At 73.8% G+C, this 14,104-nt stretch carries 12 protein-coding genes; 4 read left to right on the plus strand and 8 right to left on the minus strand.

Features of this window, described 5'->3' with window-relative positions; genetic code table 11:
* Positions 1-328 precede the first annotated feature (328 nt).
* On the plus strand, positions 329-616 hold the full coding sequence (locus tag AB0873_RS18990; RefSeq protein ID WP_155329544.1) for a hypothetical protein: 288 nt from the start codon (positions 329-331) through the stop codon (positions 614-616).
* A gap of 101 nt (positions 617-717) precedes the next feature.
* Positions 718-1,134, plus strand: coding sequence for a hypothetical protein (locus AB0873_RS18995; RefSeq protein ID WP_366600997.1), 417 nt, complete (start codon positions 718-720; stop codon positions 1,132-1,134).
* A gap of 11 nt (positions 1,135-1,145) precedes the next feature.
* On the opposite strand, the gene AB0873_RS19000 is transcribed toward AB0873_RS18995, so the two are convergent.
* Complete coding sequence (locus AB0873_RS19000) at positions 1,146-1,772, minus strand: PASTA domain-containing protein (RefSeq protein WP_366601026.1); 627 nt, start codon at positions 1,770-1,772, stop codon at positions 1,146-1,148.
* Positions 1,773-1,997: 225 nt separating this feature from the next.
* A complete protein-coding gene (locus AB0873_RS19005) occupies positions 1,998-2,645 on the minus strand; it encodes a PASTA domain-containing protein (protein ID WP_366600998.1) in 648 nt (215 codons plus the stop codon).
* 140 nt (positions 2,646-2,785) lie between these two features.
* On the opposite strand from AB0873_RS19005, the gene AB0873_RS19010 reads away from it, so the two are divergent.
* The gene (locus AB0873_RS19010) at positions 2,786-4,273 is read left to right on the plus strand and encodes a hypothetical protein (RefSeq protein WP_366600999.1); all 1,488 of its coding nucleotides are present in this window, start codon (positions 2,786-2,788) and stop codon (positions 4,271-4,273) included.
* Between the two features lie 53 nt (positions 4,274-4,326).
* On the opposite strand, the gene AB0873_RS19015 is transcribed toward AB0873_RS19010, so the two are convergent.
* The gene (locus tag AB0873_RS19015) at positions 4,327-5,805 is read right to left on the minus strand and encodes a glutamate--cysteine ligase (protein WP_366601000.1); all 1,479 of its coding nucleotides are present in this window, start codon (positions 5,803-5,805) and stop codon (positions 4,327-4,329) included.
* A 264-nt stretch (positions 5,806-6,069) separates the two neighbouring features.
* Entirely contained in the window at positions 6,070-6,651 is a 582-nt protein-coding gene (locus AB0873_RS19020) for a YceI family protein (protein ID WP_155329548.1), read from the minus strand.
* Positions 6,652-6,752: 101 nt separating this feature from the next.
* Between AB0873_RS19020 and AB0873_RS19025 the strand changes: the two genes are divergently transcribed.
* The gene (locus AB0873_RS19025) at positions 6,753-7,265 is read left to right on the plus strand and encodes a MarR family transcriptional regulator (RefSeq protein WP_366601001.1); all 513 of its coding nucleotides are present in this window, start codon (positions 6,753-6,755) and stop codon (positions 7,263-7,265) included.
* A 235-nt stretch (positions 7,266-7,500) separates the two neighbouring features.
* Here the strand turns inward: AB0873_RS19025 and AB0873_RS19030 are convergent, their stop codons facing one another.
* From AB0873_RS19030 to AB0873_RS19045, 4 genes are all read right to left on the minus strand, one after another.
* Positions 7,501-10,107, minus strand: coding sequence for a helix-turn-helix domain-containing protein (locus tag AB0873_RS19030; RefSeq protein ID WP_366601002.1), 2,607 nt, complete (start codon positions 10,105-10,107; stop codon positions 7,501-7,503).
* Positions 10,108-10,245: 138 nt separating this feature from the next.
* The gene (locus AB0873_RS19035) at positions 10,246-11,400 is read right to left on the minus strand and encodes an acyl-CoA dehydrogenase family protein (protein ID WP_366601003.1); all 1,155 of its coding nucleotides are present in this window, start codon (positions 11,398-11,400) and stop codon (positions 10,246-10,248) included.
* A 95-nt stretch (positions 11,401-11,495) separates the two neighbouring features.
* Complete coding sequence (locus tag AB0873_RS19040; protein ID WP_366601004.1) at positions 11,496-13,028, minus strand: acyl-CoA carboxylase subunit beta; 1,533 nt, start codon at positions 13,026-13,028, stop codon at positions 11,496-11,498.
* 127 nt (positions 13,029-13,155) lie between these two features.
* The gene (locus AB0873_RS19045; protein ID WP_366601027.1) at positions 13,156-14,067 is read right to left on the minus strand and encodes a hydroxymethylglutaryl-CoA lyase; all 912 of its coding nucleotides are present in this window, start codon (positions 14,065-14,067) and stop codon (positions 13,156-13,158) included.
* Positions 14,068-14,104: the final 37 nt, after the last annotated feature.

A 14,104-nucleotide genomic window follows, 5' to 3' on the forward strand; every position in this document is an offset into this window, starting at 1 on the left:
ACGGGTCACTCACCGTCTCCGTCCGATCCCCCGCCGTGGTGAGATCACCACCAGTGGGACGCGAGGCGGTGGGCGCACCCGCGCCACGGCAACCAGACCTGCCCCGGGATGAGGACCCCACCGCTGCACGCCCGAAGGCTGCGGCGGCGGGAGCGAGACCCGGAGCAGCCGGGTGTTGGTCGGGTGGCGGCGCGCCACCAGCGGGTACGGCCCGACCACCACCAGCACCACCGGTTCCCCGAGGGCACGACCCCGAGGCCGGACCAGAGACGTCCCCCGATCAAGCTCCCGCCGGCCCGTCCGCCGGCCTTCCCTCCCAGGAGCCCATGTGCTTCCCCGCTCCGGTGACGTACTGCACGTGACTCGCGCGGCGAGTGTCCAGTTCCTCCGGCCCATCACCTTCCGGGTGATCCGGGTCCTCGACTGGCCGACCTACGACGGTTGGCTCTGGCTCGAAGGCTACGAGTTGAACGCATCGGGGGACGCGGTCAGCCGGCGATCGATCTTCGTCCAGCGGGACGGCCTGCACCAGGTCCAGGCCGCTCCCCAGCACCGGCCGCACACCGTTCGGACGGTGCGCCGGCCGGTCACCCGTACCCCCGTCCGGGTGGGCTGACCTCCCGCGATCCGCCGCCGGAGGGCGTGCCGCGGCCATAGAATCAGCGGTACGCCCACCCCGGCGGCTCCACCCCGCGCGACCAGGACCCCGAACCTGGGATGGCCATGGTCAATCAGCCCGCCGTGCGGCGGCACCGCTCCCGTATCGCCTACGCCTTCGGACTCCTGGCGCTCGTCGGCGCCGCAACCACCCTCGTGGTCGTGGTACGCGACCCCGCCCTCTCCTCCACCCGACTGACCACGCCGGTCCCCGCCCCGGAGATCACCGTGGTCGAGGAGGAGCCGGTCCACGGATTCGGGGGCGACCCGGATCCCGACGCCCCCGTCGGGGATCTCGGCGTACCCACCGAGGTTCCGCCGGCCGAAGCCGGGCCGGCCGCCGGCGGGGGTGGCGCCCAGGCGGCGTCGCACTCACCGGACGACGTCCGGCGCTCCCTGTTCTGGTCCGGGATCTTCGGACTGGCCATCTCGCTCGCCGGGCTGGGCCTGGTCGGCACGAGACGCCGAATGTGGTGAGCGGCGTCCGCTCAGGCGGTGGGCGTCGGCTCCGGGCTCGGCGTGGCGGTGGTCGGTGACGGCTCGGGTCGGGACACCACCAGGGTGACCTCCTCGTCCTCCCCCACCAGGTCGCCCGCGTCCGGCTCGGTGTCCAGCACCGTCCCGGCGGGCCGGTCGGACGTCCGGTACTCGATGCGGTAATCCACCCCGGCGCGGTCGAGGATGGCGCGGGCGGTCGCCAGCGGCAGGTTGACCACCGGCGGCATGCGCACCTCACCCGCCTCGGTCGGCGACGGCGACGGGGAGGCGGTCGTCGGCGCGGCCGAGGTCGTCGGCGCGGCCGTCGTGGGAGAGGCCCGGGTCACCGACACCGAGGGCGAGGGCTCGGGACCGATCGGCTCGTCGTCGTCGGCGGCCAGGGCGAACCACAGGCCGGCGCCGAGCGCGCCGAGCAGGAGCAGGACGAGCACGCCCCACAGGATCGGCAGCCACCAGCGGCGGCCCCCCTGGTCCTCGGCGTACCACTCGGTGGTCTCCCGGTACTCGGTGGGCCGCGGCGGTGGTACCCCGGCCCGCCCCGACCACGCCGCCGGGCCACGCGCCTCCGGCGGTATCGGCGCGGTGCGGTCCATCGGCGCGGTGCGGTCGGCGGGCATCGGCCGGGTCTCGTCGCCGGACGCCCCCAGCGGTCGCCGGTCCTCCGGTCGCGGCAACCGCTGGGTACGGTCGGCGGGCTCGCCACCGGTCGGGGGCAGCGGCCGGGTCCGGTCGTCGTGCTCTCCGGCGGGTGGCTCCTGACGATCGTCGCTCATCGCACGTCCTCCGCTCGCGGCCTGACGTCAACCTAGCTGGACGGAGGGGAATCGGCCGGGATCAGCGCGTCACGGGTTCGGCGACGGCTTGCCGTCGGCGGGATCACCGCACCACAGGGCGACCGGGTCGCCCCACGGAGCCTGGCTGTCGCCGGGCGGCTCCTGCTTGCGCACCGGGCCACTGCGGCGCAGCGTGTACACGACGCGGAACCCCTCTCCGGCGAGCTCCTCGGCCGCCTCGGCGCAGTCGTCCTCCACCACGTCGGGCACCCGTACGACCGGCGGCGGGCCGCTCACGTACAGGGTGATCGTCCGCCCCGGGCTGACCGCCGTGCCGGCCTTGGGGTAGGTGCGCTCCACGGCCCGCCCGCTGCCACCCTGGAAGACGAGGCGCCACCGCAGCCCCCGCTCCTCGAGGTCGTCCCGTGCGTCGTCGAAGTCGCGGCCGACCAGGTTCGGCACGGTCGGCCCGGTGGCGACCGGACGCGACGGGGTGGACCGTGGCGGCGTGGACCGTGACGACGTGGCCGTGACCGGGCGGGTGGTCGGCGTGGCGCTCGCACCCGCCGTCGACGTGGCCCGCCGGTCGTCCTCGCCGGCCAGGATCCAACCGGTCGTCGCGCCGATCGCGGCGAGCAGCACGGTCGCCAACCCACCGCCGAGCACCAGCGTCACCCGGTCGTGCCCCGTGCTGGGCTTCGTGTTGCCGTCCGTCATCGCCCACCGCTCCCCGGGTCCGCCGGGAAACCTGCGGCCTCTCGGTCATCGGCGACCGTACCCGGCCCGACCAACCGCGCAGCGTGACGGTCGACCGTCACCACTCGCCGCGCCGACCACGGGACGTTACGCTCCCCGGCATGGCCAGGGGCTGGGGAGGATCGATCACGACCGCGCTCGGCGTCGCGGCCGGTGCGGGTGCCGCGCAGCTGGGCTTCGGCTACGGGCTCGGCATCATCAACTGGGCTCCGCCTCCTGACGGGGCGGCCGCCGCGACAGCCTGGACGGCCAGTCTGATCTGGGCAACCTGGATCGCCGCCACGTCCACGGTGCTCGGCGCGGTCTGCGCGCAGCGCCTGCGGGCGCGCGGTCCGGCCGAGCCCGACAGCACTGCCGGGGACTCCCGGGCCGCCTCCTCCGACGCCGCGAGCGGCTCGTCGACCGGCGGCGCGGACAGCGCGGCCGCGGCGGCGGGTTCGTCCGCCACCGGCACCGTCCCGACCGCCGGTCCCGGCACCACCGGCACGGCGGACGTCCGTGCCGGGCGGGCAGCGGACGGCGGGACGCTGGGCTGGATCGCGCTGGCCGTGGCCGCCGGGGCCGGCGCGCTGATCACCGTGCTGCTGGTGGCCGTACCGGCGCGGGTCGCCGTGGTACCGGACATCTCGGCGCCCCGCGACGTCGCCGCCGTCTACGCCGCGCTGGGCGTGCTGGTCGGAGTCGCGATCGCCGGGTGGGCGCTGCACTCGCGGGCCGCCGCCGGCAACGTGATCGCCACCGTCGGTTGGCTCTGGCTGCTCGCCGTGGTGGCCGTGGTCGACGGCGTCCTCGCCGGACGCGGGCTCACCAGCGCCCAGCTCGGCATCTGGCAGTTGAGCGCGGGCGGCGACGGGCTCTGGATCCGCGACTGGTTCTACTGGCCGGGCGCGCTGCTGTCGCTCGGCTCCGCGCTCCTCATCGGCATCCTGGCCGCGCGCCGCGCGGGGCGGGACCCCGACCGCGGGGTCGGCACGACCACCTCCGGTGCGGCCGGCCCGCTGCTCGTCGCGGTCGCCTACCTGCTCGCCGTCCCGGGGTTGACCGCCATCGGCCCGGAGCAGGTGTCGGCGCACCTCATCGCCCCGTACGCCGTCATCGTCGGCCTCGGTGGCTCGGCCCTGGTCGCCACGCTCGGCCAGCGAGCCGGTCGTCGTGCCGCCGTACGCGTGCCCCGGCAGCGCACCGCGTCCGGGTTCGGCGGGGGGCCGGACGAGGCCGCCGGGGGGCCGGCGTCCGACGGCACCGGAGTGGCTGGCGGTGCCGAGGCGGTCGGCGCGACGCGGGGCCGGGACATGGCCGGCTCATCGGGCGGCGGGGCGGCGGGCGGCACGGGCGGGGACGCGGAGGCGGCACCGGGCGGGTCGATGTCGGCCGGTGATGCCACGGGCGGCACCGGGCGCGGCCGGACCACAGCCGCCCGAGCGACCGGGAAGAAGGCGACCGTCACCGACCGGCTGCCCACCCAGCGAGCCGAGGCCGAGCAGGTTTCCGCCGCGACGTCCGACGCGGCCGACGGTGCCGGGACAGCGGACGAGACGTCGACTCGACCGGCTGGCCGCCGTGCCCGGCCTCCCCGCCGCGACCACTGACCACCGGCGTCGGCCTTGCCAAGGTCACGCCCGCGGCCGCCCGCGGCCCGGTGCTAGCTGACCGGCCAGGTGTGGACGGGTTCGTTGCTGCGCTGGAGGTCGGCGTACCGCTGCACCATGTGGTGCAGGGCGGCGTCCCGGCCCATGTTGCGGTGCCGCTCGGCCGCCCACACCGTCTCCGTCTGCCAGACCGCGCCGTTGCGGCCGGTCCGGCAGCGCTGCTCGATGACCCCGAGCAGGCGGTCCCGTTCGGCGGGGGCGACACCGAACCGGTCCAGCCCGGTCGCCGCCGTCGGCAGCAGGACGTCGAGGACGAGCTTCGTCACCGGCACCTCGCCGAGCCGGGGCCAGTACAGGACGGCGTCCATGCCCCGGCGGGCGGCCGCGTGGAAGTTCTCCTCCGCCGAGCTGAACGTGAGCTGGCTCCAGATCGGCCGGTCCGCCTCCGCCAGCCCGCGCGCGAGGCCGAAGTAGAAGGCGGCGTTGGCCAGCATGTCGACCACGGTCGGGCCGGCCGGCAGCACCCGGTTCTCCACCCGCAGGTGCGGGCGGCCGTCCATGATGTCGTACACCGGCCGGTTCCAGCGGTAGACGGTCCCGTTGTGCAGGCGCAGTTCGCCGAGCTGCGGCACGCCCCCGGCGTGCAGGATCTCCACCGGGTCCTCGTCCTCGCAGATCGGCAGCAGCGGTGGGAAGTAGCGGACGTTCTCCTCGAACAGGTCGAAGATCGAGGTGATCCACCGCTCGCCGAACCACACCCGGGGCCGTACGCCCTGGGCCTTGAGCTCGTCCGGCCGGGTGTCGGTGGCCTGCTGGAACAGCGCGATCCGGGTCTCCGCCCAGAGCTGCCGCCCGTACAGGTACGGGGAGTTCGCCCCGATCGCCACCTGCGCGGCGGCGATCGCCTGGGAGGCGTTCCAGTAGTCGGCGAAGCTGTCCGGCGCGACCTGGAGGTGGAACTGGAGGCTGGTGCAGGCGGCCTCGGGGGCGATCGAGTCGGTGTGCGTCTGGAGCCGCTCGACGCCCCGGATGTCGAGTTCGATGTCCTCGCCACGCGCCCCGACGATCTGGTCGTTGAGCACCCGGTAGCGCTCGTTGGTGGAGAGGTTGTCGGCGACGAGGTGGCGCTCGGTGAGCGTGGGCAGGATGCCGACCAGGACGATCCTCGCGTCCGACTTGGCGGCCCGCTCGTCGGCGCGGGTGAGACTGCTCCGCAGGTCGTGCTCGTAGTCGCCGAACCCGGTGCCCTCGATGAGCCGGGGCAGCGCGTTCAGCTCCAGGTTGAACTGCCCCAGCTCGGTCTGGAAGAGCGGGTCGGCGATGTCGGCGAGGATCTGGTCGTTGCGCATCGCCGGCTCGGCGGCGGAGTCGACCAGGTTGAGCTCGATCTCCAGGCCGGTCATCGGCCGGTCGGCGTCGAACCCGAAGTCGTCCAGCATCAGCGCGAAGACGTCCAGGCAGCGACGTACCTTCTGCCGGTAGCGGACCCGGTCCTCCCGGGAGAAGGCGCCCTGCTCGACGTCCCTGCCCATGTGTCCTCCCGGCGCCGGCGCGACGGAACGATGTTGTTCCGCAGCGCATTGTGAACCATCCACGGTAAGAGCGCCCACGGCGGCGGGCCAGAGGCTGAGCCGGCGCCCGGTGCGCCGGGGCTGGCGGCCGTACGTGCTCCTGGGGGATCCCTACCCTGGTTGGGCGGCTGAGCATCGCCGCGACCCACGAATATGTCGTGACAAATCGCACCGACGCGAAAGGCCCGCGCCGTGGCGCGGGCCTTTCGGGTACGTCCGGGGCGGTCAGGCCTGGCGGACGCCCTCACCCTCGATCTCGATCTTGATCTTCTTGCCGACCAGCACGCCGCCGGTCTCCAGGGCGACGTTCCAGGTCAGGCCGAAGTCCTCGCGGTCGATCTCGGTGCTCGCCGAGAAGCCGAAGATGTCCTGGCCGAACGGGCTGCGGCCGACGCCCTCGAACTCGACCGCCAGGTCGACCGGGCGGGTCACGCCCCGGATGGTCAGCTCGCCGGAGAGGACGAACTCGTTGCCGCGACGGGACTTCACGCCGGTGCTGCGGAACTCCACCGTCGGGTACTGCTCGACGTCCAGGAACTCCGGGCTGCGCAGGTGCGCGTCGCGGTCGGCCTGGGCGGTGTCGATGCTGGCCGCCTGGATGGTGGCGGTGACCGAGGACTGCATCGGGTCCTCCGCGACGGTGATGGTCGCGGTGGCGTCGGTGAACTCACCGCGTACCTTGCTCACCATCATGTGCCGGGCGACGAAGCCGACGCGCTTGTGGGCGACGTCCAGCAGGTAGGTGCCGGCGGCGGGGATGGTGAGGCCCTCCCAGTCGCGGGTAACCGATTCGGTGCTGCTGGTCATGAGTGCTTCCCTCCGGGGAAATCGTTGAGTAGGCCAACGACTGTCTCAGCAACTATAGCGGCGACAATATTCCGTGTGTCAAGGACTGCTAGGATGGCCCAGTGAACCAGAGCGTGTTCGACGATCCCCGGATCACCGCTGTAGGCCTGCTCGTCGAGGCGCACGCCGGGCTGTCGGCCCGGTTCGCCGCGCAGTTCGACGAGCACGGCCTGTCACCGGTCGAGTTCGAGGTGCTCACCCGCCTCGCCCGCTCCCCGGGCAACCAGTTGCGGATGACCGACCTCGCCGCCCAGACCTCCCTGTCCACGAGCGGGGTCACCCGCGTGGTCGACCGGATGGAGCGGGACGGGCTGCTCACCCGGCGCGCCTGCCCGTCCGACCGCCGCAGCTCGTACGCGGTGGTCACGGCCACCGGCCTGAAGCGGCTGGACGAGGTGCTCCCGGGCCACCTGCGCATCATCGAGGAGTGGTTCACCGGGCAACTCGAGCCCGAGGCGCTCAACGCGCTCCTCGACGGCCTGCGCCGCGTGCGGGACGCCGTCCACCCGGGCGCCACGGCCGGCAGCACCGACCCGCTCCCGACCGGACACACGGCGCCCGCCGGCCGGTGCTGACCGGCTCTGCCGGCCACCGGCAGAAAGACCGGCAGAACTGCCGTGCACCCGGGCGATAGGCGATCAAACCGGGCAGGGCGGTACACGCGTGATGGCTAATCTTCGTGCAGCGGGGACGCACCGGGGGGAAACGGCGCGAGCGATGAGCAAGGGGTAGCAAGAGGGGGCTCTGTCGCTCGCGCCACCCCCGGTCCCCGTCCCCGCGCCCCGGTCCCGGTCCCACGGTTCCGGGGCACTACTTCGCCCGGGCCGCCGCGAGGGCGTACAGCAACTGCTCCTCGTGCGGCAGCAGTCGCACCCCGCTGTTGCGGCAGACCTCGTCCAGCCGGTCCAGCGTGGCCGGGTCCGCCGTGCTGGCCGCCAGCCCCACCAGCGCCTCCACCAGGTCACGACGGTCCTGGCCGTCGGCGGCGGCCTCGGCCGCGGCGGCGAACCACTCGGCCGCCAGCTCCCGGTCACCCCGGTGCAGCGCCAGATTGCCCTCGATCAAGGCGCAGATGCCGTCCGCCGGACCGGTGACCGTCCCCGGCCCCGCGGCCGCCCGCCCCGGCCCACCGGCCGGCCCGTACGTCGCACCCGGACCGGTCCCGGCCACGCCCGCCGGCCGCAGCTGGGCCAGCACCTCCGCAGCCTCCGCCGTCCGCCCGTCCTGGGCCAGCGCCAACCCGACCGTGCCCAGCACCCGGCGGCGGTGGCCGGGGTCACCCAGGCCGGTCAACGCCGACAGCGTCCGCCGGCCCCGGTCGACCGCGTCGGCGTACCGGCCCTCCAGGCGGGCCACCTCGGCGAGGTTCGCCTGCGCGAGCACCCGCAGCCGCTGCTCACCGGACTGCGTGGCCAGCCGGTCGACCGCGGCCAGCCGCCGTCGAGCGGCCACGAGATCACCCACCCGGATGCCGTGCCAGGCGAGGTTGTTCTGCGCCACCGCCATGTCCCGCGTCCGCCCGTGCCGGGTGGCGAGCGCCAGCACCGCCTCGGCCTGCTCCCGCGCCTCGTCGTGACCGCCGGTGCCGATCAGCAGCGCGCAGAGGACCGTCCGCGCCTCCAACTCGCCGGTGACGTCGCCCGCCTCGCGGAACGCGGCCAGCGCCGCCCGGGCCGACGGCATCTCCTCGCCCCCGGCGCCGTGCTCGGCGGCCAGCCGGGCCACCCCCAGGGACGCCCACGCCCGCAGCACCGGGTCGGCGTCGGCGGTACGCGGATCGGCGAGCAGCCGCCGCAGCCACCGCCGGCCGGCGACGTCCCGGCCCCGGAAGCGCCACCACCGGGACAGCCCGGCGGCCAGCCGCAGTGCGGTCACCGGGTCGTCGACGGCGGCGTGCGCCAACGCGGAACTGATGTCACCGCTCACCTCGTCGAGCCGGTGCACCGCCGCCGTCAGGCGGACGCCGACCAGTTCCGGCGCCGTACGGGTCACCAGACGGGCCATCGCGCGGGCGTGGCGCCGGCGCACGCAGGAAAGTTCCCCCGCGCCGGCGGCCTGCTCGGCGGCGAAGTCCCGCACGGCGTCGAGCAGCCGGAACCGGAACGGCCCGCTGCCGCGTACGCTCAGCAGCCCCAGTTGGAGCAGCCGGTCCAGCAGCGGGACCGGATCCGGGACGACTCCCGCCGGGTCCGCGTCATCGGCGAGCACCTCCTCGGCCAGCTCGATGGACCAGCGGTTGCCGAAGACGGCGAGCCGCCGCAGGGCGGCCTGCTCCTCCGGCGCGAGCAGCAGGTAGCTGGTCGCCACGGCGTCCCGGAGGGTCTCGGCCACGGCCGGGTCGGTGGCGTCCCAGCCCGGCCGCTCGGCCGCCCCGGAGGAGGTCGCCAGGTCCAGGACGCGGTCGCCGTACCGGTCGAGCAGTTCGTTGAGGTCGAGGACGCGGCCCCGCGCCGCCATCAGCTCGATGGCCAGGGGCAGCCCACCGAGGCGGCGGACCAGCCTTGCCATCGCCGGCAGCTCGGCCGGCGTCGGCGGGTCGGGGCGTACCTGGGCGAGGCGGGCGGCGAACAGCGCGACCGCCGGGTAGCCGGTGAGCGCGTCGGGCCCGGCATGGTCCCGGCCGGGCGGCGGGACATCCAGCGGAGCGACCGGGCGGACCCGCTCGCCGCGCAACCCGACCGGGTGCCGGCCGGTGACCAGCACCCGCAGCGACGGCACCGCGACCGCGAGCCGGCGCACGGCCTCCGCGACCGGGTCGGGGGCCCGCTCCACCGCGTCCATGAGGAGCAGCGCCGGCCGGCCGGCGAGGCGTACGGCCAGGTCGGGGAGGCGGGCCACCTCGAAGACCGCGATCGAGGCGGCGAGCACGTCGGCCGCGTCCGAGCCCTCCCCGATCAGCACCCCGGCCACGCCGCCCGGGTGCCGCCCGGCCACCGCGTGGGCGACCGCCAGGGCCAGTGCGGTCTTGCCGACCCCGGCCAGCCCGACCAGGCTGACCAGCCGGGGCGCCGGCTCGTCGGTGAGCATCTTGACCAGCTCGGCCACGTCGCGTTCCCGGCCGATCAGCTCGGCGGCGGGTGGCAGCGCGACCGGTGCGGCTGCGCCGGTGTCGTCGTGGCGGGCCGGTGGCGGCTCGGCCGTGGCCGACCGGGGAGCCGGCACCGGGCGGGCCGCGGCGAGGAACGCCGAGCGGGCCGGCTCGGCCAGCCCGAGCGCGGTGGCGAGCAGCTCGACCGTCGTGCGTTGCGGTCGGAGGGAGCGGCCGCGCTCCAGCTCACGAACGGTGCGTACGCCGATGCCGGCCCGGGACGCCAACTCGGCCTGGGTGAGGCCGGCGGCGAGCCGGTGTCCGCGGAGAAGGTCGGGCAGCCCGGTGAGGCCGCCCGGTCTCCGCGAACGATCATGCTCCGGGGTCATGGGCAGGAAGGGTACGGACGACGTCCGACCGCCGACAGCGGATCGTCGTCCTGCCGACCCCCCGCTGCGGATATCCGACAGCAACGCCGGCACGCAAGGTGGCCCGACCACCGGAAAGGCCGGGCCCGGTGGTGTCCGTCACATGCCGAGATCACGCGCGATGATCATGCGCTGCACCTCGGACGTACCCTCGCCGATCTCCAGGATCTTGGAGTCCCGCCAGAACCGGGCCACCGGGTACTCGTTCATGAAGCCGTAGCCACCGTGGATCTGCGTCGCCTCGCGGGCGTTGTCGACGGCGATGGTGCTGGCGTGCAGTTTGGCGATCGCGGCCTGGCGCTTGAACGGCTCCCCGGCGAGCATCCGGGCCGCGGCGTCGTAGTACGCCAGCCGGGCAGTGTGCGCCTTCATCTCCATGTCGGCGATCTTGAACTGGATCGCCTGGTAGTTGCCGATCGGCCGGCCGAAGGCGTGACGCTCCTTCGCGTACCTGACGGACTCGTCGACGCAGCCCTGGGCGAGACCGACGGCGAGCGCGGCGATCGCGATCCGGCCCTCGTCGAGGATCCGCAGGAACTGGGCGAAGCCACGGCCGCGCTCACCGAGCAGGTTGCCCGCCGGCACCCGGCAGTCGTCGAAGGTCAGCTCGTGGGTGTCCGAGGCGGTCCAGCCGACCTTGGAGTAGCCGGGCGCGACGGTGAAACCGGGGGTCCCGGACGGCACGATGATCGTGGACAGCTCCTTCGAACCGTCCGGGTTCGTGCCGGTGACCGCGGTGACGGTGACCAGGACCGTGATATCGGTGCCCGAGTTGGTGATGAACGCCTTCGAGCCGTTGATGACCCACTCGTTCGTCGTCTCGTCCAGCAATGCCCGCGTCTGGGTGCCGCCGGCGTCCGAGCCGAAGCCCGGCTCGGTCAGGCCGAAGGCGGCCAGCGCCTCACCGCTGCACAGCTTCGGCAGCCACTGCGCCTGCTGCTCCGGAGTACCAAATCTGAAGATCGGCATCGCGCCGAGCGAGACCGCCGCCTCCAGGGTGATCGCCACGCTGGAGTCGACCCGCGCCAACTCCTCCAGGGCCAGGCAGAGCGCGAAGTAGTCGCCGCCCATGCCGCCGTGCTCCTCCGGGAAGGGCAGCCCGAACAGGCCCATCTTCCCCATCTGGCGGACCACCTCGTACGGGAAGGTGTGCTGCTCGTAGTGCTCGGCGATGACCGGCGCGACCACCTCGCGGGCGAATTCCCGCACGCTCTGCCGCAGCGCCTCGTGCTCGTCGGTGAGCCGGAAGTCCATGGGTTCCTCCTGGTGTGGAAGGGCCGCCGGGCGCTCGTGACGCCGGGACGGGTCGGTGCGGTGGCGGGCCGCCGCCGGCCGGGTGGGCGGCGGACTCAGACCGGGGTGACGCCGTGCCGGCGCCGGGAGAAGTGCCGCTCCTTGCCGCGGGCGGCGGTGAATCGCCGGATCAGCTCGGCGCGCAGTTCGTGCGGCTCGACGATCGCGTCGACCACCAGTTCGCTGGCGAGGCGGACGATGTCGATGTCCCGCTCGTACTCCTCGCGCTTCGCGGCCACGAACGCGGCCCGCTCGGCCTCGTCCCCGATCGCCGCGATCTTGTTGGCGTAGACGGCGTTGACCGCCGCCTCGGCGCCCATCACCGCGATCTTCGCGGTGGGCAGGGCGATCGTGGCGTCCGGCTCGAAGCCGGGGCCGGCCATCGCGTAGAGGCCCGCGCCGTACGCCTTGCGGACCACGACGCAGATCTTGGGTACGGTCGCCTCGGAGATCGCGGTGATCATCTTGGCGCCGTGCCGGATGATGCCCTGCTTCTCCACCGCGCTGCCGACCATGAACCCGGGCACGTCGGAGAGGAACAGCAGCGGGACGTTGAACGCGTCGCAGAGCTGCACGAACCGGGTCGCCTTGTCGGCTGAGTCGACGAAGAGCACGCCGCCCTTGAACATCGAGTTGTTGCCGACGACGCCGACGACCTCGCCGTCCAGCCGGCCGAAGCCGATGGTCAGTTCCTTGGCCCACAGTGCCTGGATCTCGAAGAAGCTGCCCTCGTCGAGCAGGCCCTTCGCGTACCGCCGCATGTCGAACGCCTGCCGCTCGCTCGCCGGCACCAGCGCGGCCAGGTCGGCCTTCTCCGGCGCTTCCCCGGCGGGGGCGGTGGGCGGCTGCTGGGTCCAGTTCGCCGGCAGGTACGACAGGTAGCGCTTGACCACGTCGAGCGCCTCGGCCTCGGTCTTGCAGAGAAAGTGCCCCACGCCGGACTCGGCGCAGTGCACCTTGGCGCCGCCCATCGCCTCCAGGGTGGTCTTCTCGCCGGTCACCATCTCGACCATGCGGTCGGAGCCCAGGTACATGCTGGCGTTGCCGTCGACCATGGCGACCACGTCGCAGAACGCCGGGATGTACGCCCCGCCCGCCGCGCTCGGCCCGAACAGCGCGCAGACCTGGGGGATCGAACCGGAGGCGCGGACCTGGTTCCAGAAGATCTTCCCGGCGCCCCGGCGGCCGGGGAACAGCTCGACCTGGTCGGTGATCCGGGCGCCGGCCGAGTCGACCAGGTACACCATCGGCACGCCGGTGGTGTACGCCCGCTCGATGATCCGGATGATCTTCTCAACGGTCCGGGCGCCCCAGCTCCCGGCCTTGACCGTGGAGTCGTTCGCCATCAGGCAGACGGGACGGCCGTCGATGGCGGCGGTGCCGGTGACGACACCGTCGGCGGGCAGGCCCTCGGCCAGCGCGTTGGCGTACAGGCCGTCCTCGACGAACGAGCCCGCGTCGACCAGGAGCGCCACCCGCTCCCGGGCGAAGAGCTTGCCCTTGGCGGCGTTGGCCGCGTGGTACTTGTCCGCACCGCCGGCCTTGGCGCGCTTGCGCAGCTGCTCCAGTGCCTCACCGTCGAGCGTCACAGCGCTCCCCCTTGCCCGCCGCGCACGCGCCTCGTGAGCGCGCCATCCGACCTGAACGATCGTTAGGTTAGCGCACCGGCGACCACCTCGGCACCCCACGCCCCCCTTAGGTCAGGCTGGGTGAGGGTCAGGCTGGTTTTGGGGTCAGGCGGGTGCGGGGGCCGGCGCGGAGGACGCCGGACGGGAGACGCTTTCCGGTCAGCTCCTCGGCGAGTTCGGCGACCTCGATCAGGGCGTCCAGGTCGATCCCCGTGTCGATGCCCATGTCGTGCAGCATGTGCACCGCCTCCTCGGTGGCGAGGTTGCCGCTGGCCCCCGGCGCGTACGGGCAGCCACCCAGGCCGCCGACGCTGGCGTCGAACTCGGTGACGCCCAGTTCGAGGGCGGTCAGCAGGTTCGCCAGGGCGGTGCCCCGGGTGTTGTGGAAGTGCAGCAGCACCGGGATGTGGGCGTTCCGGTCGCGTACCGCCGTCAGCAGCTCACGAACCCGGCGCGGCGTCCCCATGCCGGTGGTGTCACCGAAGGCCACCCGGTCGGCGCCGTCGCGGACCACCCGGTCCACGATGCCCGCCACGCGGGTGGGGTCGACGTCCCCCTCGTACGGGCAGCCGAAGCTCGTCGCGATGATGACCTCGGCCCGCGCACCGGCACCGTGCAGCAGGTCGATCAGCTCCGCGATGTCGTCCAGCGACTCCTCGGTGGACCGGTTGACGTTGCGCCGGTTGTGCGTGTCGCTCGCCGAGACGACCACCTCGATCTCGGTGAAGCCGGCGGCCAGGGCGCGCTGCGCGCCCCGCGTGTTCGGCACCAGCGCCGAGTAGCGCACCCCGTCGACCTTGGCGGCCCGCTGCCACACCTCGTCGGCGTCGGCCATCTGGGGGATCGCCTTCGGATGCACGAAGGACACCGCCTCGATCCGCCTGACCCCGGTCCGCGACAGCGCGTCGAGCAGCCGCACCTTCGCGTCGGTCGGGATGGGCTCCTCGTTCTGCAACCCGTCCCGCGGCCCGACCTCCCGGATGGACACGAACTCCGGCATCCCCGCCATAAGCGATCACCCCACTGTGACACCACCG

This window comes from Micromonospora sp. NPDC047707 (genome assembly GCF_040704235.1).
Lineage (GTDB): Bacteria > Actinomycetota > Actinomycetes > Mycobacteriales > Micromonosporaceae > Micromonospora.

Excerpts from the sequence above, each read along its gene's own strand:
- AB0873_RS18995 (WP_366600997.1), top strand. The coding sequence starts at position 718 with ATGGCCATGGTCAATCAGCCCGCCGTGCGGCGGCACCGCTCCCGTATC.
- AB0873_RS19000 (WP_366601026.1), bottom strand. The coding sequence starts at position 1,772 with ATGCCCGCCGACCGCACCGCGCCGATGGACCGCACCGCGCCGATACCG.
- AB0873_RS19005 (WP_366600998.1), bottom strand. The coding sequence starts at position 2,645 with ATGACGGACGGCAACACGAAGCCCAGCACGGGGCACGACCGGGTGACG.
- AB0873_RS19010 (WP_366600999.1), top strand. The coding sequence starts at position 2,786 with ATGGCCAGGGGCTGGGGAGGATCGATCACGACCGCGCTCGGCGTCGCG.
- AB0873_RS19015 (WP_366601000.1), bottom strand. The coding sequence starts at position 5,805 with ATGGGCAGGGACGTCGAGCAGGGCGCCTTCTCCCGGGAGGACCGGGTC.
- AB0873_RS19020 (WP_155329548.1), bottom strand. The coding sequence starts at position 6,651 with ATGACCAGCAGCACCGAATCGGTTACCCGCGACTGGGAGGGCCTCACC.
- AB0873_RS19030 (WP_366601002.1), bottom strand. The coding sequence starts at position 10,107 with ATGACCCCGGAGCATGATCGTTCGCGGAGACCGGGCGGCCTCACCGGG.
- AB0873_RS19035 (WP_366601003.1), bottom strand. The coding sequence starts at position 11,400 with ATGGACTTCCGGCTCACCGACGAGCACGAGGCGCTGCGGCAGAGCGTG.
- AB0873_RS19045 (WP_366601027.1), bottom strand. The coding sequence starts at position 14,067 with ATGCCGGAGTTCGTGTCCATCCGGGAGGTCGGGCCGCGGGACGGGTTG.